Origin of the sequence: Pseudomonas sp. B21_DOA, from assembly GCA_030544685.1 — a bacterium.
In the GTDB taxonomy this organism is placed as follows: domain Bacteria; phylum Pseudomonadota; class Gammaproteobacteria; order Pseudomonadales; family Pseudomonadaceae; genus Aquipseudomonas; species Aquipseudomonas fluorescens_AO.
This window is the reverse complement of record CP086683.1, coordinates 1,164,691-1,186,884: the sequence shown is the minus strand read 5'-3', so window position 1 is coordinate 1,186,884 and position 22,194 is coordinate 1,164,691. Positions and strand designations below refer to the sequence as shown.

Sequence of the window (22,194 nt, the reverse complement as noted above, 5' to 3'; positions counted from 1 at the left end):
TCGGCGCCGTTGCCCATTACAAACTTGTAATCCGCCTGACGGGGTTCTGACGAAGTGCGCCGGTTAAGGTGCAGACCTTCTCAATCGGAGCCTGCACATGACCGTCAAATACCTTGTCGCCAGCCTGATCCTCGGCCTCAGCGGCGTTGCCAGCGCCACGCCAGAACTGCCGCGCCACGCCGATCTCGACCTGAAAACCGCACGCTGGCTGGCGGACAAGGCGATGAGCAGCTGCACCGGCACGGTGTCGGTACTCGACCGTGGCGGCAACCTGCTGGTGACGCTGCGTGGTGACGGCGTTGGCCCGCACAACACCGCCGCCAGCCAGCGCAAGGCCTACACCGCGCTGTCGACCAAGACGCCGACGCGGCTGTTCGCCGAGCGCGCCCGCAGCAACCCGGAAACCGCCAACCTCAACACCCTCGATGAATTGCTCTTGCTCGGCGGCGGCATTCCGCTGTTCGCCGGCAGCGAACTGGTCGGCGCCATGGGCGTGGCCGGTTCCGGCGGCGGTGAGCAAGACGAAAACTGCGCCCGCGCCGCCGCCGACAAGGCCGGCCTGACCATCACCCGTTCCCACTAAGGAGATCCACCATGACCACCCTGCGCATGACCCTCGCCGTGCTCGGCCTGAGCGCTGTTTCCAGCCTGGCGCTGGCCGCCGGCAATCCGCTGAGCGTGCACGTGCTCAACCTGGAAAACGGCCTGCCGTCACCGGGCATCAACGTCACCCTGGAAAAACACGTCGGCGAAAACTGGCAGCCACTGGCCCAAGGCACCACCAACGAACAAGGGCGGATTGCCGAACTGTTCCCGGCCAAACAGCCTTTTGAAGCAGGCGAATACCGCGTGGTGTTCAAGACCGGCGAGTACTACCAGAAGATCAAGCATGAGACGTTCTTCCCGGAAATTCCGGTGATCTTCCAGGTCAAGCAGACTGATCAGCACTACCACATCCCGCTGCTGCTGAGCCCGTACGGTTTCTCGACCTATCGCGGGTCGTAAGATAAACACAGATCCTTTGTTGGAACTGGTCTCTGTGGCGAGGGGATTTATCCCCGTTGGACTGCGCAGCGGTCCCATTTTTCAGGGCCGCTGCGCGCCCCAGCGGGGATAAATCCCTCGCCACAGGTGCCAGTTCCGACATTGGATCGGCGTGAGTTTTTAGATCGTGGCCAGAGCACGCAGTCTTGCGGCATCGAGGATTTCGATTTCGCCGTAAGCCAACCCGATAATCCCCTGCCCCTGCAGATCCTTGAGGATCTGATTGGTGGTCTGCCGCGACAGCGACAGCATCGCCGCCAATTGCTCCTGCGGCAGTTGCAGCGTCCGGCGTGGCGCGTCGAGTTCGCCGTAGCCTTCGGCGATCATCAGCAAGCGATGGGCCAGACGCGCCGGAGCTGGCAGCAGGCTCAGCTGTTCGAGACTGATGAAGGCCAGGCGCAACTTGTGGCTCATCAGCAGCGCCAGATGCCGCCAATATACTGGCTGCTCATCAAGCAATTTCAATAATGCCGTCTGCGGAATATTCAGTAAGGTGCACGGCCCGACTGCATAAGCATCATGGGTACGCGGCTGGCCATCGAACAGGCAGATTTCGCCGAACCAGTGCGGCGCCTCAACCAGACTCAACAACGCCTCCTTGCCTTGCTCGCTCACCGCGCCGATACGCACTGCGCCATCGAGCACCGCGTACAGACCGCACGGCGCATCGCCACGCTGGAACAGTCGTTGTCCCGCCGTCAGCCGCCGCTCCCGGGCCAACGCCAGCAGGCTATCCTGAAAAGATGCAGGCAGATGGCTGAACCACTGGCCGCTGAGCAACCGTGCACGAATTTGCATAACCACTCCTGGAGTGTCGCCTGCCCGACAGAGCGAACGCGGATCCCGAGGGATGATGCATTCAACCCCACTGGAGGAACAACAATGAAAAGCCTCGTCGACCACCTCAGTCAATACGCCGCCTACCACCGCGACCCGCGCAACATTGCCAGCCACTTTATCGGCATTCCGCTGATCGTGGTGGCGGTGGCGGTGCTGCTGTCACGGCCGCAATGGGCGCTGAGCGGGCTGTGGATATCTCCGGCGGTTGTGGTGGCGCTGGCCTCGGCGTGGTTTTACCTGCGCCTGGAATTGAAGCTCGGCGTATTGATGACCGTTCTGATGGCCCTGTCGGTGTGGGCCGGGCATGCGCTGGCGCAGCAGAGCACCCTGGTCTGGCTGAGCAGCGGCCTGGCGATGTTCGTGATCGGCTGGGTGATCCAGTTTGTCGGGCATCACTATGAAGGGCGCAAACCGGCATTTGTCGATGACATCAGCGGGCTGATTGTCGGGCCGTTGTTTGTCGTGGCCGAGCTGGCGTTTCTGCTCGGGCTGCGGCAGGAATTGAAACAAGAGATCGAGTTGCGGGCGGGGTGGTGCGGGTCAATCCGAATCGCGCTGCTGTATAGATCGCATTCGCGAGCAGGCTCGCTCCCACATTTGGAATAAGTTTTCCCTGTGGGAGCGAGCCTGCTCGCGAAGCTTTTGCCTTTAAATATTGGCGACTTTCTGCCAGACCTTCGGCTTGAAGAACAAGGTCTCACCCTTGGCCAGGCCGATCAGGCTGTCGTGATCCTTGACCACTTCCGCTTCGATCAGATCGGTTTGCCCTTCCACCTTCAGCGTCACTCGCGTCGTCGCGCCCAGCGGGCGGATATCGCGCACTTCAGCGGCATGGTGATCTTCCAGCTCATGCCTGGACAACGACACCTCATGCGGTCGGAACAGCACGTGATTGTCGTCGCTGAGCAGCAATCGGTTCGAGTCGCCGAGGAAGTGATAAACGAAGTCGCTGGCCGGGTTTTCGTAGACGTCGCCCGGTGAGCCGATCTGCTCGATCACGCCTTTGTTCATCACCACGATGCGGTCGGCGACTTCCATCGCTTCTTCCTGGTCGTGAGTCACGAACACCGAAGTCAAGTTGATGTCTTCGTGCAGCCGCGCCAACCAGCGGCGCAGTTCCTTGCGCACCTTGGCGTCGAGGGCGCCGAACGGTTCGTCGAGCAGCAGCACTTTCGGCTCCACCGCCAAAGCACGGGCCAGGGCGATACGCTGACGCTGGCCACCGGATAACTGCTCCGGGTAGCGATCCGACAGCCAGTCCAGTTGCACCATATTCAGCAGTTCGTGAACCTTGGTGGCGATCTGGCTTTCGCTCGGGCGCTGGTTTTTCGGTTTCATGCGCAGGCCGAACGCGACGTTGTCGAACACCGTCATATGGCGGAACAAGGCGTAGTGCTGAAACACGAAACCGACGTTGCGATCACGCACGTCGTGGCCGGAGACGTCTTCACCGTGGAAGACGATGTTGCCCTGATCCGGAGTTTCCAGACCGGCAATGATCCGCAGTAAAGTGGTTTTGCCACAGCCCGAAGGCCCCAGCAGCGCCACCAGCTCGCCGCTCTGGATGTCCAGGCTGATGTTGTCCAGCGCTTTGAACGCGTTGAAATTCTTGCTGACGTTACGCACTTCGATCGACATGAATTATTCCTCCGCGGCGCTGGCGCGCAGGCGGTTGATACGGTTTTCGCTCCACTGCTTGAGCAGCAGGATGAAGAGCGCCAGGATCAGCAACAGGCTCGCCACGGCGAACGCGGCCACGTGGTTGTATTCGTTGTAGAGGATCTCGACGTGCAGCGGCAAGGTGTTGGTCACCCCGCGAATGTGCCCGGACACCACCGACACCGCCCCGAATTCGCCCATGGCCCGCGCCGTACACAGCACCACGCCATAGATCAGGCCCCATTTGATGTTGGGCACGGTGACGTGCCAGAACATCTGCCAGCCATTGGCCCCGAGCAGGCGCGCGGCCTCTTCTTCCTGGGTGCCCTGTTCCTGCATCAACGGGATCAACTCGCGCGCCACGAACGGCACGGTGACGAAAATCGTCGCCAGCACAATGCCCGGCAGGGCGAAGACGATCTGGATGTCGTGATCCTGCAACCACGGCCCGAACAGGCCTTGGGCGCCGAACATCAGCACATAGACCAGACCGGCGATCACCGGCGATACCGAGAACGGCAGGTCGATCAGCGTGACCAGCATGCTCTTGCCACGGAACGAGTATTTGCTCACGCACCACGCCGCGCTGACGCCGAACACCAGGTTCAGCGGCACCGAGATCAGCACGGCGAACACGGTGAGTTTCAGTGCCGACAGTGCGTCCGGTTCAAAGATCGCGGTGAAGAACGCACCGAGGCCATTCTTCAAACCCTGCGATACGACGATGAACAACGGCAGCAGCAGAAACAGGAAAAAGATCAGCCAGCCAAGACCGATCAGGATTCTGCGCGAGGTCGCACTGCCACGCCGCGCAGCGTTGGCCGAGGACGCGGCCGCAATAGACGATTGGGACATGTTCGCGCCTCCTTATGGGGTTTCGATGCGCCGCTGCAGCAAGTTGATCAGCAGCAACAGGACGAAGGAAACCACCAGCATCAGCACGCCGATGGAGGTGGCGCCGGTGTAATCGTACTGGTCGAGTTTGACCATGATCAGCAGCGGCAGGATTTCGGTTTTCATCGGCATGTTGCCGGCGATGAAAATCACCGAACCGTACTCGCCGACACCACGCGCAAACGCCAGGGCGAAACCGGTCAGCCAGGCAGGCAGCAGCGCTGGCAGCAGAATGTGCCGGAACACCTGCAACGGCTTGGCACCGAGGCAGGCGGCCGCTTCTTCGACTTCACGGGGAATATCGGCCAGCACCGGCTGCACCGTGCGCACCACGAAGGGCAAGGTCACGAAGGTCAGCGCGAGGGTAATGCCCAGCGGCGTGTAGGCAATCTTGAAACCGAGGTCGGCGGCGAACTGGCCGACCAGCCCGGTCGGCGTGTACAGCGCCGTCAGCGCGATACCGGCCACGGCGGTGGGCAGGGCAAATGGCAGATCGATCATCGCGTCGATCACCTTGCGCCCGGGAAGGTGTAGCGCACCAGCACCCACGCCAGCAACGTGCCGATGATGCCGTTGATGATCGCCGCACACAGCGCGGTACCGAAGCTCAGCTTCAACGCCGCCAGCACCCGCGGTGCGGAGATGATCGTCCAGAACTGATCCCAGGTGAGTTGCGCGGCGTGGACGAACATCGCCGCCAGCGGGATAAGCACAATCAGACTGAGGTACACCAAGGTGTAACCCAGCGTCAGCCCGAAGCCGGGTATGACGGGGGAGATACGACGCGACATAAAAGTCCCTGGTTAAAAGCATTCCGCTGAACGCATCAATGTGGGAGCGAGCTTGCTCGCGAAGAGGGAGTATCAATCAACTCGAGGTCGTCTGACACTGCGCTTTCGCGAGCAGGCTCGCTCCCACATTTTCCGCGCCTGGCTTCAGGCTAGATGTGTGGCTGAAGTCAGATTACTGCGCCTGATAAATCTGGTCGAACACGCCGCCGTCGTTGAAGAATTTCGGCTGCGCGGATTTCCAGCCGCCGAAGTCCTTGTCGATGGTCACCAGCTCCAGTTTCGGGAACTGCTGGGCGTACTTGGCCGCTACGTCCTTGTCACGTGGACGATAGAAGTTTTCGCGGCGATTTCCTGGCCGGCCGGGCTGTACAGGTGCTTGAGGTAGGCTTCGGCGATCTGCGCGTTGCCCTTCTTTTCGGCATTCTTGTCGACCACCGCCACGGGTGGTTCGGCGAGGATCGACAGCGACGGCACGACGATGTCGAACTTGTCCGCACCGCCGTCCTCTTTCAGCGCCAGGAACGCTTCGTTTTCCCAGGCCAGCAATACATCGCCCTGACCGTTGTTGACGAAGGTGATGGTCGAACCACGGGCGCCGGTGTCGAGGATCGGCACGTGTTTGAACAGGGTTTGTACGTATTGCTTGGCCTTGGCTTCGTCACCGCCGTTGGCTTTCAGGCCATAGGCCCACGCGGCGAGGAAGTTCCAGCGCGCGCCACCCGAGGTTTTCGGGTTTGGCGTGATCACCGAAACGTCGTTCTTGACCAGATCGCCCCAGTCCTTGATGCCTTTCGGATTGCCCTTGCGCACCAGAAAGACAATGGTCGAGGTGTACGGCGTGCTCGCTTCCGGCAGACGCTTCTGCCAGTCGGCCGGCAGGCTCTTGCCGAGCTTGGCGATTTCGTCGATGTCACCGGCCAGGGCCAGGGTCACCACGTCGGCACGCAGGCCGTCAATCACCGCACGGCCCTGCTTGCCCGAACCGCCATGGGATTGCTGGATTTTCACCGTGTCGCCGGCATGATCCTGCTGCCAGAACTTGATGAATTCGGCGTTGTATTCCTGATACAGCTCGCGCGTCGGGTCATACGACACGTTGAGCAGCTCGTAATCCTTGGCAACAGCGGAACCGGCAAACACGGCGCTGGCCAGCGCGGCCAGAGCGTAACGGCGAATCGACGACATGGTGAAAGCTCCTGAAATTCCTGGTGGTGGCTTTTTCTTGTGTATTGCTGGAATCGGTCCCGCTTCAAAGATCGCCGCCTTCGCCAGCTCCTGCACACAGCCCCTGTAGGAGCCGCCGAAGGCTGCAATCTTTTGATCTCAGCCCGGTTGTTTACCGGGTTGCTGCAAACGGAATTTCTCTTTGCGTTCGATCTGTACGACCTGCGCGTTGTGCACAGTGATCTCCACCGCGCCGAACCGCAGATCGCGCAGGGCGCTCTGGATTTCACGCAAGATGGTGCTTTCGTCCTGACCGTCAACGCTGCGAAGGGATGCGCTCATGGTGCTGCTCCTTTGAAGGGGTTTTGCCTGGCAGTGGGCGGCACTGCGTTCGGCGTGAGAGCAATATAAGAGAGGCACGGATATTCTTAAAAAGACTATTTAAGAATGTTTATATAACCATAAAACAATATGAGGAAGGGCAAGGGGTTTGCGCTGATTTGAACTCGTCAAGAGAACTTGTGGCGAGGGGATTTATCCCCGTTGGGCTGCGTAGCAGTCCCATTTCTTGGGGCCGCTACGCAGCCCAACGGGGATAAATCCCTTACCACAAGGTCGGTGATAGCCAGATAGGTCTTTTCAGCCAATCAATGGCGTTTTCGCCCAATCAAGCCGATCCGCAGACACCGGCCGCCCAAACCAGTAGCCCTGCCCCAGATCGCATTCTTGCGCCAACAGAAATGTTGCCTGCTCAACCTGCTCGATCCCCTCGGCGTGCACCTGCATGCCCATGCTCCGCGCCAGCGCGATGATCACTTGGACAATCGCCACGTCATCCTCGTCCCACGGCAACCCGGCGACGAAGCCTTGGTCGATCTTGAGTTTCTGCACCGGAAGACGCTTGAGCCGCAGCAGCGACGAATAGCCGGTGCCGAAATCATCGATGGCCAGGCGCACGCCGAGTTCGCGCAAGCGATGCATCTGTTCCAGTGCCACTTCCGGATCGTCCATCACCGCACTTTCGGTGACTTCCAGTTCCAGATACGCCGGATCCAGCCCGGTGTCTTGCAGCACCTGCGCCACCTGCTGGTACAACTCGCGCCGGGCAAACAGCCGCGAGGAGACATTCACGGCGACGAACGCCAGCACCACACCGCTCTGCTGCCATTGGCACATCTGCCGGCACGCCTGCTGCATCACCCAGGCATCGATGTCGGCAATCAGCCCGGTGCGCTCGGCAATCGGAATGAATTCCGCCGGCGACACCAGCCCGCGCTGCGGATGCTGCCAGCGCACCAGTGCCTCGACGCCGATCAGACGGCTGCTGTGCAAGTCATGCACCGGTTGGTAGTAAACGCGCAGCTCGTCCTGCTCCAGTGCGCGGCGCAGCTCGAAGGCGATTTCGACCCGTTGCTGGGCATGGGCGGTCAGCTCTTCGGTATACAGCGCGTAGCCATTGCGCCCGCTGCTTTTGGCCTTGAACAGCGCACTGTCGGCATTGCGCAACAACTGCTCGGCACTCAAGGCATCGCTGGGAAACAGGCTGATGCCGATGCTCGCGTTGATGAACAGTTGATTGCCATCCATCAGCAGCGGCTCTTTCAACGCATCCAGAATGCGTTGCGCCAATGCCGCCGCCTGCGCAGGCTGTGGACAACTTTCCGCGAGCACCGCGAACTCATCGCCGCCCAACCGCGCGAGGGTGATGCCGGGGCCGAACAGTGCCTGCAAACGCGTCGCTACGGCTTTGAGCAAGCGGTCGCCGACGTTATGCCCGAGGCTATCGTTGATCAGCTTGAAGTGATCCAGATCGAGCATCAGCAGCGCGCAGCCACGCTTGTGCGTCTGCGCCGACGCCAGCGCCTGCTCGGCGCGGTCGCTGAACAGCAGGCGATTGGGCAGATCGGTCAACGGATCGTGATGCGCCAGGTGTTTGAGCTCGGACTCGGAATCCTTGATTGCGCTGATGTCGGAGAACACCGCCACGTAATGGCTGAGCCGGCCGAAATCATCGTGAATCACCCGGATGGTCTGCCACTGAGGATAAATCTCGCCGGTCTTGCGCCGGTTCCAGATCTCGCCGCTCCATTCACCTTCGGCCTCGAGGGTGGCGAACATCGCCTGATAGAAGCCCGGCGGATGATGGCCAGACTTGAACAGGCTGGGCTGCTGGCCGATCACTTCATCGCGCCGATAACCGGTGATCTCGATAAAGGCGCGGTTGACGTGAACGATCAGGCCACGGTAATCGGTAACCAGTACGCCTTCGCGGGTGCAATCGAACACGGCGGCCGCCTGACGCAGGCGCTCACGGTCGCTGTGGCGCTCGCGCAGGCGGGCACCGATGCCGAGAAACCGACCCAGCCGCGCCCGCGCGAGGAAAATCAGCGCGGCGCTGACCCCGGCCAGCAGGTAACCGTTGATCAGTTGCCAGTGGGCCAGCGCACTGGAGTCATCGAAGAATCTGCTTAATAAATGATCAGAAACCTGCAGCCACACGGCGGCCAGTACGAGGTAGAGCAGCGCTGCACGCAAGGCATCGCGGTAAGTCGCAGACATTCGGTCGTCCATGTCCCTACAAAAAGGTTGGAATTATAGGTGAAGAAACATTCAGCGACTTCTTATCTGAAAGGGCGACTGGTTTTATCTGTGTGCTTAGTGATAATGCAACGGCTGTTTTTATCTTTATCGAGGGCCCTATAGCCTATGTGGTACGAAGGTTTTCTTGGCTTGTCGGCCTGGTCACTGGTCGCGGTCACCCTGCTGATGACCCATGTGACGATTGTTGCCGTCACGGTCTATCTGCACCGTTACTCGGCCCATCGCTCGCTCGAGCTGAATGCGGGTCTCAAGCACTTTTTCCGTTTCTGGCTGTGGCTGACCACCGCGCAGAACACCCGCGAGTGGACCGCCATCCACCGCAAACACCACGCCAAATGCGAAACCGAAGATGACCCGCACAGCCCGGTCATCAAGGGCCTGTCCACGGTGCTGCGCACCGGCGCCGAGCTGTATCGCAGCGAAGCGCAGAACCCGGAAACCCTGCGCATCTACGGCAAGAACTGCCCGGAAGACTGGATCGAACGCAACGTCTACAGCCGCTATCCGCTGCTGGGCGTGGCGATCATGGGCGTGATTGACCTGCTGCTGTTCGGCACCATCGGCATCACCATCTGGGCCATCCAGATGATGTGGATTCCAGTGTGGGCCGCGGGCGTGATCAACGGTCTGGGCCATGCCGTCGGCTACCGCAACTTCGAATGCCGTGACGCGGCCACCAATCTGGTGCCGTGGGGCATCCTGATCGGCGGCGAAGAACTGCACAACAACCATCACACCTACCCCAACTCGGCCAAGCTGTCGGTCAAGAAGTGGGAATTCGATCTCGGCTGGGCATGGATCAAAGTGTTCTGCTTCCTGCGTCTGGCCAAGGTGCAGCGGGTCGCACCGATTGCCCACCGCGTCGAAGGCAAGGGCAGCCTGGACATGGACACCGCCATGGCGATCCTGAACAACCGTTTCCAGATCATGGCCCAGTACCGCAAATTGGTAATCGGCCCACTGGTCAAGCAAGAGCTGGCCAAGGTCGATCATTCGGTGCGGCACCAGTTCCACCGGGCCAAACGCCTGCTGTCGCGGGAAACCAGCCTGCTGGAAGACCGTCATCACTTGCGCATTCAAACCATGCTCGAACACAGCCAGGCGCTGAAAGTGATTTACGAAAAGCGCCTGGCGCTGCAGCAGATCTGGGTCAAGACCAGCTCCAATGGCCACGACATGCTCGCCGCCATCAAGGAGTGGATTCACGAGGCCGAGGCCAGTGGCATCCAGTCGTTACGTGATTTTGCCGATCAGCTGAAAACCTACTCGCTGCGTCCTGCGGCGGTCTGACCTGCACTGAGGCTGTGATCTGAAAGAGATCGCAGCCTCGTTGCACTCGGCAGCTCCGACGGCTCACCGCCCGGCGGGACTCGGTACTGGCCGGGAACTTCGCCGAAAATCCCCTATCTCAATGACACTTCGCCATCCCGGCGGGTTGTCCTGTGGCCGTCGTCGACATTGCGGCGCGCCCTTTGAGATTTGTGCCGATGGTCAACAACAACCAGAAAGACACATCCTTCACCCAATGGCCCGAGGCCGCGCAAACGCTGATGGCGCTGATGCACGCGCAAGGCGAAGTTGCGCGCCTGAGCGAGCGCGAACAGCTGATCAGTTCGCTGCTGGTCAGCGTCAACGCCGTGCTCTGGGCCTTCAACTGGGAAACCCGCCAGGTGCTCTACGTCAGCCCGGCGTACGAACGGATTTTCGGCCGTTCGGCCGCGCTGTTGTTGGCTGACTACAACCAGTGGCGCGACAGCATTTACCCCGATGATCTGGAGTACGCCGAACAAAGCCTGGCCGAAGTCCTGCACCGAGGTGCGGTGGAAGATCGCGAGTACCGCATCATTGCCGCCGACGGCCAGGTGCGCTGGCTCAGCGACAAATGCTTTATCAATCGCCAGGACGAGCCTGGGCAGCCGGTGATCATCGTCGGCATCGCCGAAGACATCACCGACAAAAAGCACATGGAAACCGAGCTGCAACGCTTGGCCACCACCGATGTGCTGACGCAAAGCAGCAACCGCCGTCACTTCTTCGAATGCGCCCACCGCGAGTTCGCCGAGGCCCGCCGCCAAGGCACACCGCTGGCCTTCCTGCTGCTGGACATCGACGATTTCAAAGTAATTAACGACAGCTACGGCCACCCCGAGGGCGACAACGTGCTGCAGCGAATCGCCGAATGCGGCCGCGGCTCATTGCGCCGCGGTGACCTGTTCGGACGAATTGGCGGTGAGGAGTTCGCCGCGGTGTTCCCCGGCTGTGCACCGGAAATGGCGGTGCAAGTGGCGGAGCGCCTGCAGCAGGAGATCCAGCGACTGCGCTTCAACCATGACGGCCAAGCATTCAGCATCACCGTGAGCCAGGGCCTGACCAACCTCACCGACGAAGACAAGAGCCTGGACAGCCTGTTCGCCCGCGCGGATGCCGCGATGTATGAGGCGAAACGGCAGGGCAAGAACCGGATTATTGCGGCCTGATCCGGTCTCCGCGCCTGGTGCTGGACCTGTGGGAGCGAGCCTGCTCGCGAAAGCATTCTGTCAGTGAACTCAGAGCTGCATGACACACTGCCTTCGCGAGCAGGCTCGCTCCCACATCGGAATGTGGTGATCTGTCATTTGCGCATCCGCAGCAACTCCGGCAGCCCGATCTTGAGCAACCGCGCCGTCCGGCTCTTCGCCAGTTCCTCAACGCCTTCATGCTCGGTCAGCTGCGCCATCTGCGCCGCCATGTTCATCACCAATGCCTCGCGGGAATACACGCCGCCGCCCAACTGATAGACCGAAGCAATCAACTCGCGCAACTCCAGCGGCAGACGCCAGCGGGTGCGCAACGCCGAGCCATAAGAAGCGCCAAACTTCGCCAGCGCTTCACCGACCTCCTCCAGCTCGTCCAGCTCGCCGCCGGCCTGCTGCCATTCCTGCAAGCAGCGCAGCAGCGCCAGATCGCCGAGCCGATGCAACATGCCCGCGCAATAGCAGCGCTCCTGATCCAGATCAAGCAGGCGCGCCAGCGTCCGCGCGTATTCCGCCGTATGCAGTGACAGCCCCCAATAACGCTCAGCATAATCTGCCAGACACGCATTGCTGAGCCGGGCGCTGCGTTTCAGCGCCAGCCCGAGGATCAGGTTCATGCTTTGCCCGGTGCCGAGTCGATGCAGCGCCTGAGCGAGGGTCTGCACGGGCGCTCCGTGATGCTGCGCAGCGCTGTTGGCTGCCGCGATCAGCACGGCGGTAATCTGCGGATCGGTGCGCACTTCCTGTTCCAGCAGCTTCAGATCCAGCCCCTCGGGATTGAGGCTACGCTTGACCGCCACTTGCACGTCAGTCATCAGCGGCGCGCCATCGGCCTGCTCACGACGCCGCTCAAGGAACACCGACAGGGTCATGCCCGGTGCCAGCGCTGGCACTTCGCAAACCACTGCTTCGCCAGCGTTGAGCAGCAACCCCTGCAAGCGCTCGGTCAGGCCTTCCATGTTCAACGGTTTGGTCAGGTACGCCGTCGGCGCCAGCGGAATCGCTTCGCGCACGCTGGCGCTGTCGTTACGGCTGCTCATCAAAATGAACGGCAGCGGCGGATTGCGTTTGCGCTGACGCACGCTGCGCAGCACATGCAGTCCATCGATGCCGGGCAGTTCCCAATCAACGATGGCCAGGTCATAAGGCACCTCGCCAAGCAACGACATTGCCTGCTGGCCATCGGCGCAAAGATCCAGCCGCGCGTCACAGCGCACGTTGAGCAGCACTTGTTTGAGCAGGTCGCGGGACCAGGGATCGGCCTCGGCAATCAACACTCGAGGTACGGCGGGTAAATCAACGGCAGTCATGCGCGCTCTCCTTGCAATGCCTGAACCTTAGCCAATGCTGGCGATTCGATACAGCGCAAACAGGTCCGATGTGTTTCTACAGGCATAAAAAAACCCGCCGAAGCGGGTTTTTGTCGAGCAGGTCACACCAATGGATCAGAGCTCGGAGAAGCACTCTTCGATGATCGCCAGGCCTTTGTTCAGTTGCTCGTCCGGCGACGTCAGCGGAACCAGCACGCGCAGCACGTTACCGTAAGTGCCGCAGGACAGCAGGATCAGGCCCTTGTCACGCGCCTTGGCCACCACGGCAGCCACGGCAGTCGGGTTCGGCTTGTGGCTGTCGCCGTTTTCGAACAGCTCGACCGCGATCATCGCGCCCAGCGCACGCACTTCACCGATCACCGGGTACTTGGCCTGAATGGCCTTAAGGCCCGTGACCAGTCGCTCGCCGACAGCCTTGCAGCGGTCCAGCAGTTGCTCTTCTTCGAACACTTCCATCACTGCCAGTGCAGCGGCGCAAGCGATCGGGCTACCGGCGTAGGTGCCGCCCAGGCCGCCCGGAGCGATGGCGTCCATGTATTCGGCCTTGCCGCACACGCCGGCCAGCGGGAAGCCGCCAGCGATGGACTTGGCGAAGGTGGTCAGGTCGGCGGCAACGCCCATCTGTTCCATGGCGAAGAACGTGCCGGTGCGGCCAGCGCCGGTCTGCACTTCGTCAGCGATCAGGAGGATGCCGTGCTGGTCGCACAGCGCGCGCAGACGCTTCATGAATTCCTTCGGCGCAACGTAGAAACCACCTTCGCCCTGCACCGGCTCGATGATGATCGCAGCGATGTCTTTCGGCTCGGCGTCGTTCTTGAAGATGCGCTCGATGGAAGCGATCGAATCGTCGATGCTCACGCCGTGCAGTTCGTTCGGGTACAGCGCGCGAAAGATGCCGCCTGGCATCAGGCCCATGCCCGCCGAATACGGCACGACTTTACCGGTCAGACCCAGGGTCATCATGGTGCGGCCGTGGTAAGCGCCAGTGAAAGCGATCACCCCAGCACGGCCAGTGGCGGCACGGGCGATCTTCACGGCGTTTTCAACCGCTTCGGAACCGGTGGTAACCAGCAGGGTTTTCTTGGCGAAATCACCCGGCACCTTGGCGTTGATTTTTTCGCACAGCTCAACGTACGGCTCGTAAGCCAGCACCTGGAAGCAGGTGTGGGTCAGCTTGTTCAGTTGTTCGGTCACGGCGGCGATGATTTTCGGGTGCACGTGGCCGGTGTTGAGTACGGCGATGCCGCCGGCGAAGTCGATGAACTCGCGACCTTCAACGTCGGTTACGGTGGCGTTCTTTGCCGACTCGGCGAAGATCGGGTGAATCTGGCCAACACCACGAGGTACGGCATTGGTGCGGCGGGCCATCAGTTCAGCGTTAGTCTTGCTCATTACAGTCCTCATTCGCCGCTCATCGGGCGGCGTGGTCCAAGGATGAAGCGGGAGGAATCGGCGGTGGCAGCATGCGATGATCGACTGCCACGGCGTTCCTGGCCGCAGAGAAAATTACTGTTTGAAACCACGCAAAGGGACAGCGCTCTCGTGCCCTTTGCGTTTGCAGCGATCCCTTACTCGGCTCAGATGCCCAGGCAGAGGTATTTGATTTCCAGGTAATCTTCGATGCCGTACTTGGAGCCTTCACGGCCCAGGCCCGAGGCCTTGATGCCGCCGAACGGCGCGACTTCGTTGGAGATCAGCCCGGTGTTGACGCCGACCATGCCGTATTCCAGCGCTTCGGCGACACGAAATACACGGCCTAGGTCGCGCGCATAGAAATACGAGGCCAGACCGAATTCGGTGTCGTTGGACATCGCGATTACTTCGGCTTCGTCTTTGAAGCGGAACAGCGGCGCCAGCGGACCGAAGGTTTCTTCCTTGGCCACGGCCGCGTTTTTCGGCACGTTGGTCAGGATGGTCGGCTCAAAGAAGTTGCCTTCCATCGCCTTGCCGCCAGCCAGTACGGTGGCGCCTTTGCTTACAGCATCAGCGATGTGTTCCTGAACCTTGGCCACGGCTTTCTCGTCGATCAGCGGGCCGGTGGTGGTGCCGTCTTCCAGACCGTTACCGATCTTCAGTTTGGCCACCGCCACTTTCAGCTTCTCGGCGAACGCATCGTAGACCGCGTCCTGAATGTACAAGCGGTTGGCGCAGACACAGGTCTGGCCGTTGTTGCGGTACTTGGAGATGATCGCGCCTTCGACGGCCTTATCCAGATCGGCATCGTCGAACACGATGAACGGCGCGTTGCCGCCCAGTTCCAGCGAGACTTTCTTGATGTCCTTGGCGCATTCAGCCATCAACTGGCGACCGATTTCGGTAGAGCCGGTGAAGGACAGTTTGCGCACGATCGGGTTGCTGGTCAGCTCGCTGCCGATGTCGCCGGCGCTGCCGGACACTACGCTGAACACGCCCGCCGGAATGCCCGCGCGCTGAGCCAGTTCGGCCAGGGCGAAAGCGGAAAATGGAGTTTGCGAAGCCGGCTTGAGCACCATGGTGCAACCGGCAGCCAGCGCTGGGCCGGCTTTACGGGTGATCATTGCCGCCGGGAAGTTCCACGGGGTGATCGCGGCGGTGACGCCGATCGGCTGCTTGATCACGATCAGGCGCTTGTCCGGCTGATGGCCCGGAATCACATCGCCGTAGATGCGCTTGGCTTCTTCGGCGAACCACTCGATGAACGATGCGGCGTAAACGATTTCGCCCTTGGCTTCGGCCAGCGGCTTGCCCTGTTCGAGGGTCATCAGGCGCGCGAGGTCGTCCTGGTTCTCGATCATCAGTTCGAACCAGCGACGCAGCTTGCCGGCACGCTCTTTGGCGGTCAGTGCACGCCAGGCCGGCAGCGCCTTGTCGGCGGCCTCGATGGCACGGCGGGTTTCAGCGGCGCCCATCTTCGGCACGGTGCCGAGGATTTCGCCGGTGGCCGGATTGTTCACCTTGATCGTCTGACCGTTGTCGGCATCGACCCAAGCGCCATCGATGAAGGCTTGCTGGCGGAACAACTGGGTGTCTTTAAGCTGCATGTCGGCTTTCCTTAACAGCACCGCGGCCTGCGCGGAGCAAATTATGATTGTAGAAAGGCGCCTCGCAAGGCTGCCGTCAGGGAAATCAGTGAGCGGATTGTGGCGCATCTACAGTGCACGACCGGGCGCACCTGCGCTGCAACATCCCGCCAAAGAGCGTTTGAAATCTCAAACGGATCGTAGGTTCAAAGGGGTAAAGGACAATAGGTCGTTCGAAAAAAGAACAAAAATGGCGCTTTTCAGATCAACGTATCGAAAATCCGTGCCGCAGGAAAAACCTTAGATCAACCCCGGCAAAGCGCCAAGCGAGGGTTTTGCAGGACGTTACCGCTTTAAGGAATGCAGCGATTTCGCGCCGACACGCACACTGACAAAACCCGCTAAACCCGGCATGGACGCCCCGAGCCGACCTAGGTATGATGTCGCCCGCTGCACCAGTAGCTCAGCTGGATAGAGTACTGCCCTCCGAAGGCAGGGGTCGTGGGTTCGAATCCCGCCTGGTGCACCATGAATCAAACGAGAAAGCCCCGGACTGTGATGGTCCGGGGCTTTTTTGTGGGCGATGACAAGATCGCTGGAAGGCCGTCACTCCGTCGTCCAGTCAAACTCGTCATATTCATCGTCGTCATCCCCTCCTCCTCAGCTTCGTCAAACACCTCGTCGTCTTCAACGAGGTCTTCTTCCGGCTGATTCAGCAGAAATTCCTTACGTGTCTCGGTTACTGCACGCCGCATTTGTTCGCCCTTTTCCGGGCAGTTGAGTAGCTGGGCGATGCGGTCGATTTTTGCTGCCACGGTGTCCTCCAGCGCATTGGCAATGGCTCGATAGTGCGCGTTTTCGCGGGGCAATGCCAAATGGCTGGGGAATCAGAGCAGTCAGCCGCCCGTGAGCGGCCGAAAACCTCAGCGGTGATAGCGCCGCACCGCGCTGCTGTTGCGCAGCACATGGCCTTTGATCTTTTCCATCAGCTCGGCACGGGTCAGGCCGGCAGGCAGGGCGTCCGGGGCGAGGTCGAGGGCGTAGATCTGGATGATGTAGTGATGCGCGCTGTCGCCCACTGGCGGGCATGGGCCCATGTAGTGGGTGTTGCCTTTGCTGTTGGTGCCGCCGACGCCTTCTAGGGCGGATTTGGCGCCGACGCCGGCCGCGATCTGGTGGGTGGCGGGTTTGATGCCGTAGTGAATCCAGTGATCGACGCCCAAGCCTTTCTGGCCATCCGGGTCGTGCATGACGATGGCGTAGCTCTGGGTACCGGCCGGGCCGGCGTTCCAGCTCAGCGCCGGCGACTGGTTTTTGCCGCCGCAGCCGGGTGCGTCGCTAGCCGCTGCCGAGGTGAACAGGCGGTTATCCGACACGCCGGGGATGCTCAGGGTGAAGCGCTCCTGGGCTTGCGCCGGGAACTGCACGCAGAGGGTCACGGCGATGGCCGCCAGCCATGGGTTGAGAGAGGTCAATCGGGTCATTCCGGGAGCACCTTGTGCAATGAGGCCGTCGTCGGCCCGCAAACTATAGCCGTACCGTTCATGCCTTGGCAGTAGCAAATGGCTGAACCTCACGCCGCAGCACCAACTCACAAGAAAAAGCCTGCGAGGAAGCCAAGATGTCCCTGCACCGTGTCGCCCGTTTTACCGATGTCCCGCAAGACCGTGGCCTGCAAGTCGAAATCGGCGACTGCAAGATTGTCCTGCTGCGTGCCAACGGCGAGTTGCGGGCGTTTCAGGGACTTTGCCCGCATGCAGGTGCGCCGTTGGCCGAAGGCGCGTTGTGCCACGGCAGGTTGATCTGCCCGTGGCACAAAGCCGCGTACCGGGCCGAGGACGGTGGCCTGTGCGAGCCGCCGTCGCTGGACAGTCTCAAGCGCTATCCGCTGGAGTTGCGCGGCGATGACGTCTGGGTCGATGACCAGCCCCTGCCCGATCCGCACACCCCGCCCGCCGACGATCCAAGAACATTCGTGGTGGTCGGCGCCGGGGCGGCGGGCACGGCTTGCGCAGCGGCCCTGCGCGAGAAAGGTTTCGGCGGGCGCATTGTGCTGGTCGACGGCGAACCGGATGCCGGCTACGACCGTACGGTGTTGAGCAAATTTGTTCTCGCAGGGAGATGTCGCCGAAAGAAGTCCCGCCACTGCGCGATGCAGCGTTCTATGAAGCGCAACGCATCGAACGCGTGCAAGGCGAAGTCAGCGCAGTCGACGCCCAGGGCAAAACGCTTCATCTGAACAACGGTGGCATCCTGCGCTACGACGCCGCCGTGCTCGCCACCGGTGGCGCGCCCAACCCGCTGAAACTGCCCGGCGCCGAGCTGGCCAATGTCTTCGTCTTGCGCTCCAAGGTCCAGGCCGAACAGATTATCAACGCCGCGCAACCGGGTCAGCGCGCGGTGATCATCGGTGACAGCTTCATCGCCCTTGAATGCGCATCCGCCCTGCGCGAGTACGGCCTCGATGTCACAGTTCTCGCTCGCCACGCAATCCCGTTCGCCAAGCAATTCGGCGACGCCGTGGGCAAAGCGATTCGCGCGTTGCACGAAGAGCACGGGGTGAAGTTCATCAGCGAGCACGAGGCGAGTGAGATCTTTGGCGAAAAAAGGTCGAGGGCGTGCTGCTCGACAACGGTCTGCGTCTGGCGGCGGATCTGGTTCTCGCCGGCGTTGGTGTTCACCCGGCCACTGAGCCGCTCGAATCACTGCCCAGGAAGAAGACCAATCGTTGCGCGTCGATGGCGGCATGCGCGTGACTGATGGCTTGTGGGCCATCGGCGATATCGCGACGTTTCCGCTGAGCGGCCAGCCAACCCGCATCGAGCATTGGCGCCTGGCCCAGCAACACGCGCGCATCGCTGCGGCCAACATGCTCGGTGGCGAGGAGCATTATCTGGATGTGCCGTTCTTCTGGACCTACCACTTCGGCAAGAACTACGACTATCTCGGACACGCGCAAGAATGGGACGAGGTCGAGTTCAGCGGCGAGCCGGAGAAACCGCCGTTCATTGGCCTGTTCGCAAAAGACGGCATCGTTGTTGCGGCGGTGGCCTGCGACAAGCAACGCGCGATGGCGCTGTTGGTTGAGCGGATGAAGCAGCCTTTGCGGATGAAAGAGGCGTGGACGCTGATTCAGTCCTGACACCGGTCCGGAGCTGCGTTGGAGCTGACGAGTGCAACGAGGCTGCGATCTCTTGATCTTGTTTTTACATAAGCAAAATCAAAGATCGCAGCCTTCGGCAGCTCCTTGTATCTCGACTAACGCTCCGTCAGGAGCGATAGTTCTCGACTGATCATCGAGGGAGGGACTTGGAAGCCGCGCAGCTCCTTAGGCTTTTTGCCTGTGACGTAGATCGTGCTCCAGCCCTCCACACTCACTCGTACAGTTCGCACGGTATCTTGGGCCCGCCTGCGGCGAGAGCCCGCATTCGCAAGGTTGGACAGAGTGACGTGATGATCGCAACAGGGAACAAGTGGAGAAACGATCATGTCCGGTTTCGTTGGCGTCGACATCGCAAAGAACACCTTTGATATCGCTACACACCAGCCCAACGGCAAGCACAAAACCAAGGCCAAGCTGGCCAACGATCCAAAGGGCTTTAAAGAGTTTGAGGCGTGGCTAGAAAAAACGCCGAGCGTTCGGCCCTGATCGTGATGGAAGCCACGAGCGTTTACCACTTGGAACTCGCGGAGTTCGTTTACAACAAAGGCTTCCGGGTCTGCGTCGTGAACCCGGCTACGACCAAAGCGTACGCTGACAGCGAACTGCGCCGCATCAAGACTGATAAAAGTGATGCCAAACTGATCGCCGACTTTGCCCGGGAAAAAGATCAAAAACTTCACCCATGGGCGCCTGAGCCGCCGAAATACCGCCAGTTAAAAGCAATGGTGCGCCGCTTGGATGACCTTCAGGAAATGGAACAAATGGAGCTTAATCGTCTGGACGTTTCCGACGAAAAGGTCAAAGACTCGATCAACTCCGTTCTGCGCCATATTGAAAAAGAGATCGTAGAAACGCACAAGGCGATCAAAAAACACATCGATGACGACCCGGATATGCGTCAGATGCGGGATCTCATCGTCACCATCGACGGCATCGGACAAAAAACGCTTGAACGATTGCTGGCCGAACTGGGTGACTTGCGCAAATACAGTGATCCTCGCCAACTGGTCGCTGCTGCAGGGCTCAATCCAAAGCTGCAGGAATCAGGAAAGCTCAAAGGTCATACCCTGATCTCAAGAGTAGGGTCGGCACGGCTGCGTGCAGGCCTCTACATGCCTGGCATGGTGGCGCTGAAACACAATAAGGCGATCAAGGCGATGAAAGAACGCCTGGAGGCCAACGGCAAGGCCCCAAGCAGATCATCTGCGCAGCAATGCGCAAGCTGCTGCACTTCGTTTACGGAGTGCTCAAGTCTGGACTGCCATATGACCCGAAACTTGCGCTTGCCCGGTGAGGCTCAAGACGGTATCTACAGTGAAGATCAGGTCAGGCGGTTAACCGGCTCGCGATTGCCATCTTCTTCGGCATGCAGAAAGATCACCCGCTGTTGCTCCAGCGGCGCCGGCAAGGCCTGCTGTTGTACCGGCCAGAAATGCGTTTCCACGTGGCTGATGTCGCCGTCCTGGTCGTTGTGGATGGTCATGACCCCGGGCGTGCGCAGTTTCTGGAAACGCTCCTCGCACAGCTTGAAGCTTTTGCTCAGCCCTTCATCACCAATCACCGGCGAGGGCAAACGGCGCTGGGCGAAGCTGCGGCTCTTGCGTTGCTGATAACGTGCCCAACCAATCAGGATCACTGCGTTGACCAGTCCCACCCACATATAAACCTGCAGAGTGCCCAAGGCATCGAATGCCGAATGCTCGATGCGCGGGCCGCCGGTGGTTTCGATCAACGGCCATAAGCCGCGTATCAACAGAAACAACAGACCAACCCAGGCCAGAACCGTGAGAATGACGTCGATCACCAGCAGAAAGGGCCGTTGGCGAGTGCGGATAATTTTCATTTGATCACTTCCTCCTGGTCGTCGCCCAGCGGGCGGATGCCCCGATCAGGACTGACCCAGCGCGCGCGTTTCTTGTGTTGGCTGAACAACACTTTGGGGAAACTGACCAACGTGGTCAGCAGACTGACGAGCCAGAACACCAGCGGGTACCAGACCACCCAGAACATGGTCTTGCCCAGACCCGGCTCATAGCGCCGATCGATGATGATGCTGACGGCGAACTGCATCAGGCAGACCACCGCCAGCAACAGACCGGTGAAGGCCGGTGGCATCAAGTGATCTACAGCGATCGCATCCGGCATGACCATGAACTTGCCCATGCCCCAGAAAATCACCGACAACAGGAAGGTGAACGCCCAACCGGTGGACAGACAGTATTCGAACAGCAGCGGCCACAGGTAGCGATGGCGGTACTGCCAGATGCCGCGAATGTTCTTGAACAGCACTTCGGCGCCACCCTGTGCCCAGCGCAGACGCTGTTTCCACAGGCCACCGAGGGTTTCCGGCATGAGGATCCAGCACAGCGCACGCGGTTCGTAGAAGATGCTCCAGTGATCCAGTTGCAGCTTCCAGCTGATGTCGATGTCTTCGGTGATCATGTCCGGGCTCCAGTAGCCGACCCGGTTCAGTGCGGTGCGGCGGAACGCGACGATCACACCGGAGACGGTAAAGATGCGCCCGAATACCCGCTGCGTACGCTTGATCAGACCGATGATCGAGGAGAACTCGCCGACCTGCACCCGCCCGATCAAGGTCGAACGCGTGCGGATGCGCGGGTTGCCGGTCACCGCGCCAAGACGCGCGTTATCCAGCATCGGCGCGACCAGATAGGCCGCCGTGTTCGGCGCCAGCAAGGCGTCGCCATCGATGCACACCAGATACTCGCTGCGCGCAGCGATCGCGCCCATGCGCAGGGCCACAGCCTTGCCCTGGTTTTCCGCCAGATGCAGGACCCGCAAACGAGGATCTTCCTTGGCCAGTGCGTCGAGCACTTCAGCCGTGTTGTCCTTTGAGCCGTCATTGATCGCGATCACTTCAATGTTCGGGTAGTGCTGGGCCAGTGCCGCGTGAATCGTATCGGCCGCATTATCGCCTTCGTTGTAGCAAGGGATCAGGATCGAAATCAGTGGCTCGCCTTCCAGTGGCGGCGGCAGCGTGTCGTCCTGCCACGGCCAGTGGCGCTCCCAGTGCAGCCAGAAATACAGACCGCCAGCGATCCACAACCCGGACATGAACAGCGGGTAGAAGAACACGAACGACATCAGGAACTGGCCGGTCACCACGAAGATCAGCCCCAGCGGAACGCCAAGGACAATCGCCAGAACAAGCAGGGCTAACAGTCTATCCAGCAT

17 protein-coding genes, 1 tRNA gene and 5 pseudogenes are annotated in these 22,194 nt (G+C 60.6%); 9 read left to right on the top strand and 14 right to left on the bottom strand.

What is annotated here, in order from left to right; all coding sequences use genetic code 11:
• The first annotated feature begins 97 nt into the window (after positions 1-97).
• Together LJU32_05570 and uraH are read left to right on the top strand one after the other, a co-directional pair.
• The gene (locus tag LJU32_05570; GenBank protein WKV89803.1) at positions 98-583 is read left to right on the top strand and encodes a heme-binding protein; all 486 of its coding nucleotides are present in this window, start codon (positions 98-100) and stop codon (positions 581-583) included.
• Between the two features lie 11 nt (positions 584-594).
• Positions 595-1,005, top strand: a complete 411-nt coding sequence (gene uraH / locus LJU32_05565; protein ID WKV89802.1) for a hydroxyisourate hydrolase — start codon at positions 595-597, stop codon at positions 1,003-1,005.
• Positions 1,006-1,164: 159 nt separating this feature from the next.
• On the opposite strand, the gene LJU32_05560 is transcribed toward uraH, so the two are convergent.
• Positions 1,165-1,842, bottom strand: coding sequence for a Crp/Fnr family transcriptional regulator (locus LJU32_05560; protein WKV89801.1), 678 nt, complete (start codon positions 1,840-1,842; stop codon positions 1,165-1,167).
• A gap of 84 nt (positions 1,843-1,926) precedes the next feature.
• Here LJU32_05560 and LJU32_05555 point away from each other — a divergent pair, with 84 nt between their 5' ends.
• Entirely contained in the window at positions 1,927-2,490 is a 564-nt protein-coding gene (locus LJU32_05555) for a DUF962 domain-containing protein (protein ID WKV89800.1), read from the top strand.
• A gap of 42 nt (positions 2,491-2,532) precedes the next feature.
• On the opposite strand, the gene LJU32_05550 is transcribed toward LJU32_05555, so the two are convergent.
• The 6 genes and pseudogenes from LJU32_05550 to LJU32_05525 all read right to left on the bottom strand — a co-directional run bounded on the left by LJU32_05550 (position 2,533) and on the right by LJU32_05525 (position 8,951).
• The gene (locus tag LJU32_05550; protein ID WKV89799.1) at positions 2,533-3,522 is read right to left on the bottom strand and encodes a sulfate ABC transporter ATP-binding protein; all 990 of its coding nucleotides are present in this window, start codon (positions 3,520-3,522) and stop codon (positions 2,533-2,535) included.
• 3 nt (positions 3,523-3,525) lie between these two features.
• Complete coding sequence (cysW, locus tag LJU32_05545; protein WKV89798.1) at positions 3,526-4,398, bottom strand: sulfate ABC transporter permease subunit CysW; 873 nt, start codon at positions 4,396-4,398, stop codon at positions 3,526-3,528.
• A 12-nt stretch (positions 4,399-4,410) separates the two neighbouring features.
• Positions 4,411-5,228: pseudogene (gene cysT / locus LJU32_05540) on the bottom strand (sulfate ABC transporter permease subunit CysT).
• A gap of 172 nt (positions 5,229-5,400) precedes the next feature.
• Positions 5,401-6,413: pseudogene (locus tag LJU32_05535) on the bottom strand (sulfate ABC transporter substrate-binding protein).
• A 138-nt stretch (positions 6,414-6,551) separates the two neighbouring features.
• A complete protein-coding gene (gene oscA, locus LJU32_05530) occupies positions 6,552-6,734 on the bottom strand; it encodes a sulfur starvation response protein OscA (GenBank protein WKV89797.1) in 183 nt (60 codons plus the stop codon).
• Positions 6,735-7,031: 297 nt separating this feature from the next.
• On the bottom strand, positions 7,032-8,951 hold the full coding sequence (locus tag LJU32_05525; GenBank protein ID WKV89796.1) for an EAL domain-containing protein: 1,920 nt from the start codon (positions 8,949-8,951) through the stop codon (positions 7,032-7,034).
• A gap of 147 nt (positions 8,952-9,098) precedes the next feature.
• Here LJU32_05525 and LJU32_05520 point away from each other — a divergent pair, with 147 nt between their 5' ends.
• Together LJU32_05520 and LJU32_05515 are read left to right on the top strand one after the other, a co-directional pair.
• On the top strand, positions 9,099-10,283 hold the full coding sequence (locus tag LJU32_05520) for a fatty acid desaturase (protein WKV89795.1): 1,185 nt from the start codon (positions 9,099-9,101) through the stop codon (positions 10,281-10,283).
• 197 nt (positions 10,284-10,480) lie between these two features.
• Complete coding sequence (locus LJU32_05515) at positions 10,481-11,470, top strand: sensor domain-containing diguanylate cyclase (GenBank protein ID WKV91043.1); 990 nt, start codon at positions 10,481-10,483, stop codon at positions 11,468-11,470.
• A gap of 134 nt (positions 11,471-11,604) precedes the next feature.
• Here LJU32_05515 and LJU32_05510 read toward each other — a convergent pair whose 3' ends face one another.
• From LJU32_05510 to gabD, 3 genes are all read right to left on the bottom strand, one after another.
• Positions 11,605-12,816 (bottom strand): response regulator, encoded by a 1,212-nt coding sequence (locus tag LJU32_05510; protein ID WKV89794.1) that lies wholly within the window; start codon positions 12,814-12,816, stop codon positions 11,605-11,607.
• A gap of 135 nt (positions 12,817-12,951) precedes the next feature.
• Positions 12,952-14,229: a 4-aminobutyrate--2-oxoglutarate transaminase gene (gabT, locus tag LJU32_05505; GenBank protein ID WKV89793.1), complete on the bottom strand. Its 1,278-nt coding sequence runs from the start codon at positions 14,227-14,229 to the stop codon at positions 12,952-12,954.
• 185 nt (positions 14,230-14,414) lie between these two features.
• The gene (gene gabD / locus LJU32_05500; GenBank protein WKV89792.1) at positions 14,415-15,857 is read right to left on the bottom strand and encodes an NADP-dependent succinate-semialdehyde dehydrogenase; all 1,443 of its coding nucleotides are present in this window, start codon (positions 15,855-15,857) and stop codon (positions 14,415-14,417) included.
• 431 nt (positions 15,858-16,288) lie between these two features.
• Here gabD and LJU32_05495 point away from each other — a divergent pair.
• Positions 16,289-16,365: transfer RNA gene (locus LJU32_05495), tRNA-Arg, on the top strand.
• 77 nt (positions 16,366-16,442) lie between these two features.
• Here LJU32_05495 and LJU32_05490 read toward each other — a convergent pair.
• Positions 16,443-16,711, bottom strand: a pseudogene (locus LJU32_05490) (hypothetical protein).
• Positions 16,712-16,759: 48 nt separating this feature from the next.
• On the bottom strand, positions 16,760-17,320 hold the full coding sequence (locus LJU32_05485) for a YbhB/YbcL family Raf kinase inhibitor-like protein (GenBank protein ID WKV89791.1): 561 nt from the start codon (positions 17,318-17,320) through the stop codon (positions 16,760-16,762).
• 137 nt (positions 17,321-17,457) lie between these two features.
• Here LJU32_05485 and LJU32_05480 point away from each other — a divergent pair.
• The 3 genes and pseudogenes from LJU32_05480 (at position 17,458) to LJU32_05470 (ending at position 20,225) form a co-directional block, all read left to right on the top strand.
• A pseudogene (locus LJU32_05480) lies at positions 17,458-18,978 on the top strand (FAD-dependent oxidoreductase).
• Between the two features lie 345 nt (positions 18,979-19,323).
• Positions 19,324-19,485, top strand: coding sequence for a hypothetical protein (locus LJU32_05475; protein ID WKV89790.1), 162 nt, complete (start codon positions 19,324-19,326; stop codon positions 19,483-19,485).
• Positions 19,452-20,225, top strand: a pseudogene (locus LJU32_05470) (IS110 family transposase). Before LJU32_05475 ends, LJU32_05470 begins: the two are co-directional and overlap by 34 nt.
• Positions 20,226-20,320: 95 nt before the next feature.
• Here LJU32_05470 and pgaD read toward each other — a convergent pair.
• Complete coding sequence (gene pgaD / locus LJU32_05465) at positions 20,321-20,842, bottom strand: poly-beta-1,6-N-acetyl-D-glucosamine biosynthesis protein PgaD (GenBank protein ID WKV89789.1); 522 nt, start codon at positions 20,840-20,842, stop codon at positions 20,321-20,323.
• The gene (gene pgaC, locus LJU32_05460) at positions 20,839-22,194 is read right to left on the bottom strand and encodes a poly-beta-1,6 N-acetyl-D-glucosamine synthase (GenBank protein WKV89788.1); all 1,356 of its coding nucleotides are present in this window, start codon (positions 22,192-22,194) and stop codon (positions 20,839-20,841) included. The genes pgaD and pgaC overlap by 4 nt, the downstream gene beginning before the upstream one ends.

Excerpts from the sequence above, each read along its gene's own strand:
- LJU32_05525 (WKV89796.1), bottom strand. The coding sequence starts at position 8,951 with ATGTCTGCGACTTACCGCGATGCCTTGCGTGCAGCGCTGCTCTACCTC.
- LJU32_05560 (WKV89801.1), bottom strand. The coding sequence starts at position 1,842 with ATGCAAATTCGTGCACGGTTGCTCAGCGGCCAGTGGTTCAGCCATCTG.
- LJU32_05485 (WKV89791.1), bottom strand. The coding sequence starts at position 17,320 with ATGACCCGATTGACCTCTCTCAACCCATGGCTGGCGGCCATCGCCGTG.
- pgaC (WKV89788.1), bottom strand. The coding sequence starts at position 22,194 with ATGCTGGATAGACTGTTAGCCCTGCTTGTTCTGGCGATTGTCCTTGGC.
- cysW (WKV89798.1), bottom strand. The coding sequence starts at position 4,398 with ATGTCCCAATCGTCTATTGCGGCCGCGTCCTCGGCCAACGCTGCGCGG.
- LJU32_05570 (WKV89803.1), top strand. The coding sequence starts at position 98 with ATGACCGTCAAATACCTTGTCGCCAGCCTGATCCTCGGCCTCAGCGGC.
- gabD (WKV89792.1), bottom strand. The coding sequence starts at position 15,857 with ATGCAGCTTAAAGACACCCAGTTGTTCCGCCAGCAAGCCTTCATCGAT.
- pgaD (WKV89789.1), bottom strand. The coding sequence starts at position 20,842 with ATGAAAATTATCCGCACTCGCCAACGGCCCTTTCTGCTGGTGATCGAC.
- LJU32_05510 (WKV89794.1), bottom strand. The coding sequence starts at position 12,816 with ATGACTGCCGTTGATTTACCCGCCGTACCTCGAGTGTTGATTGCCGAG.
- LJU32_05515 (WKV91043.1), top strand. The coding sequence starts at position 10,481 with ATGGTCAACAACAACCAGAAAGACACATCCTTCACCCAATGGCCCGAG.
- LJU32_05520 (WKV89795.1), top strand. The coding sequence starts at position 9,099 with ATGTGGTACGAAGGTTTTCTTGGCTTGTCGGCCTGGTCACTGGTCGCG.
- LJU32_05550 (WKV89799.1), bottom strand. The coding sequence starts at position 3,522 with ATGTCGATCGAAGTGCGTAACGTCAGCAAGAATTTCAACGCGTTCAAA.
- LJU32_05555 (WKV89800.1), top strand. The coding sequence starts at position 1,927 with ATGAAAAGCCTCGTCGACCACCTCAGTCAATACGCCGCCTACCACCGC.
- uraH (WKV89802.1), top strand. The coding sequence starts at position 595 with ATGACCACCCTGCGCATGACCCTCGCCGTGCTCGGCCTGAGCGCTGTT.
- oscA (WKV89797.1), bottom strand. The coding sequence starts at position 6,734 with ATGAGCGCATCCCTTCGCAGCGTTGACGGTCAGGACGAAAGCACCATC.
- gabT (WKV89793.1), bottom strand. The coding sequence starts at position 14,229 with ATGAGCAAGACTAACGCTGAACTGATGGCCCGCCGCACCAATGCCGTA.
- LJU32_05475 (WKV89790.1), top strand. The coding sequence starts at position 19,324 with ATGTCCGGTTTCGTTGGCGTCGACATCGCAAAGAACACCTTTGATATC.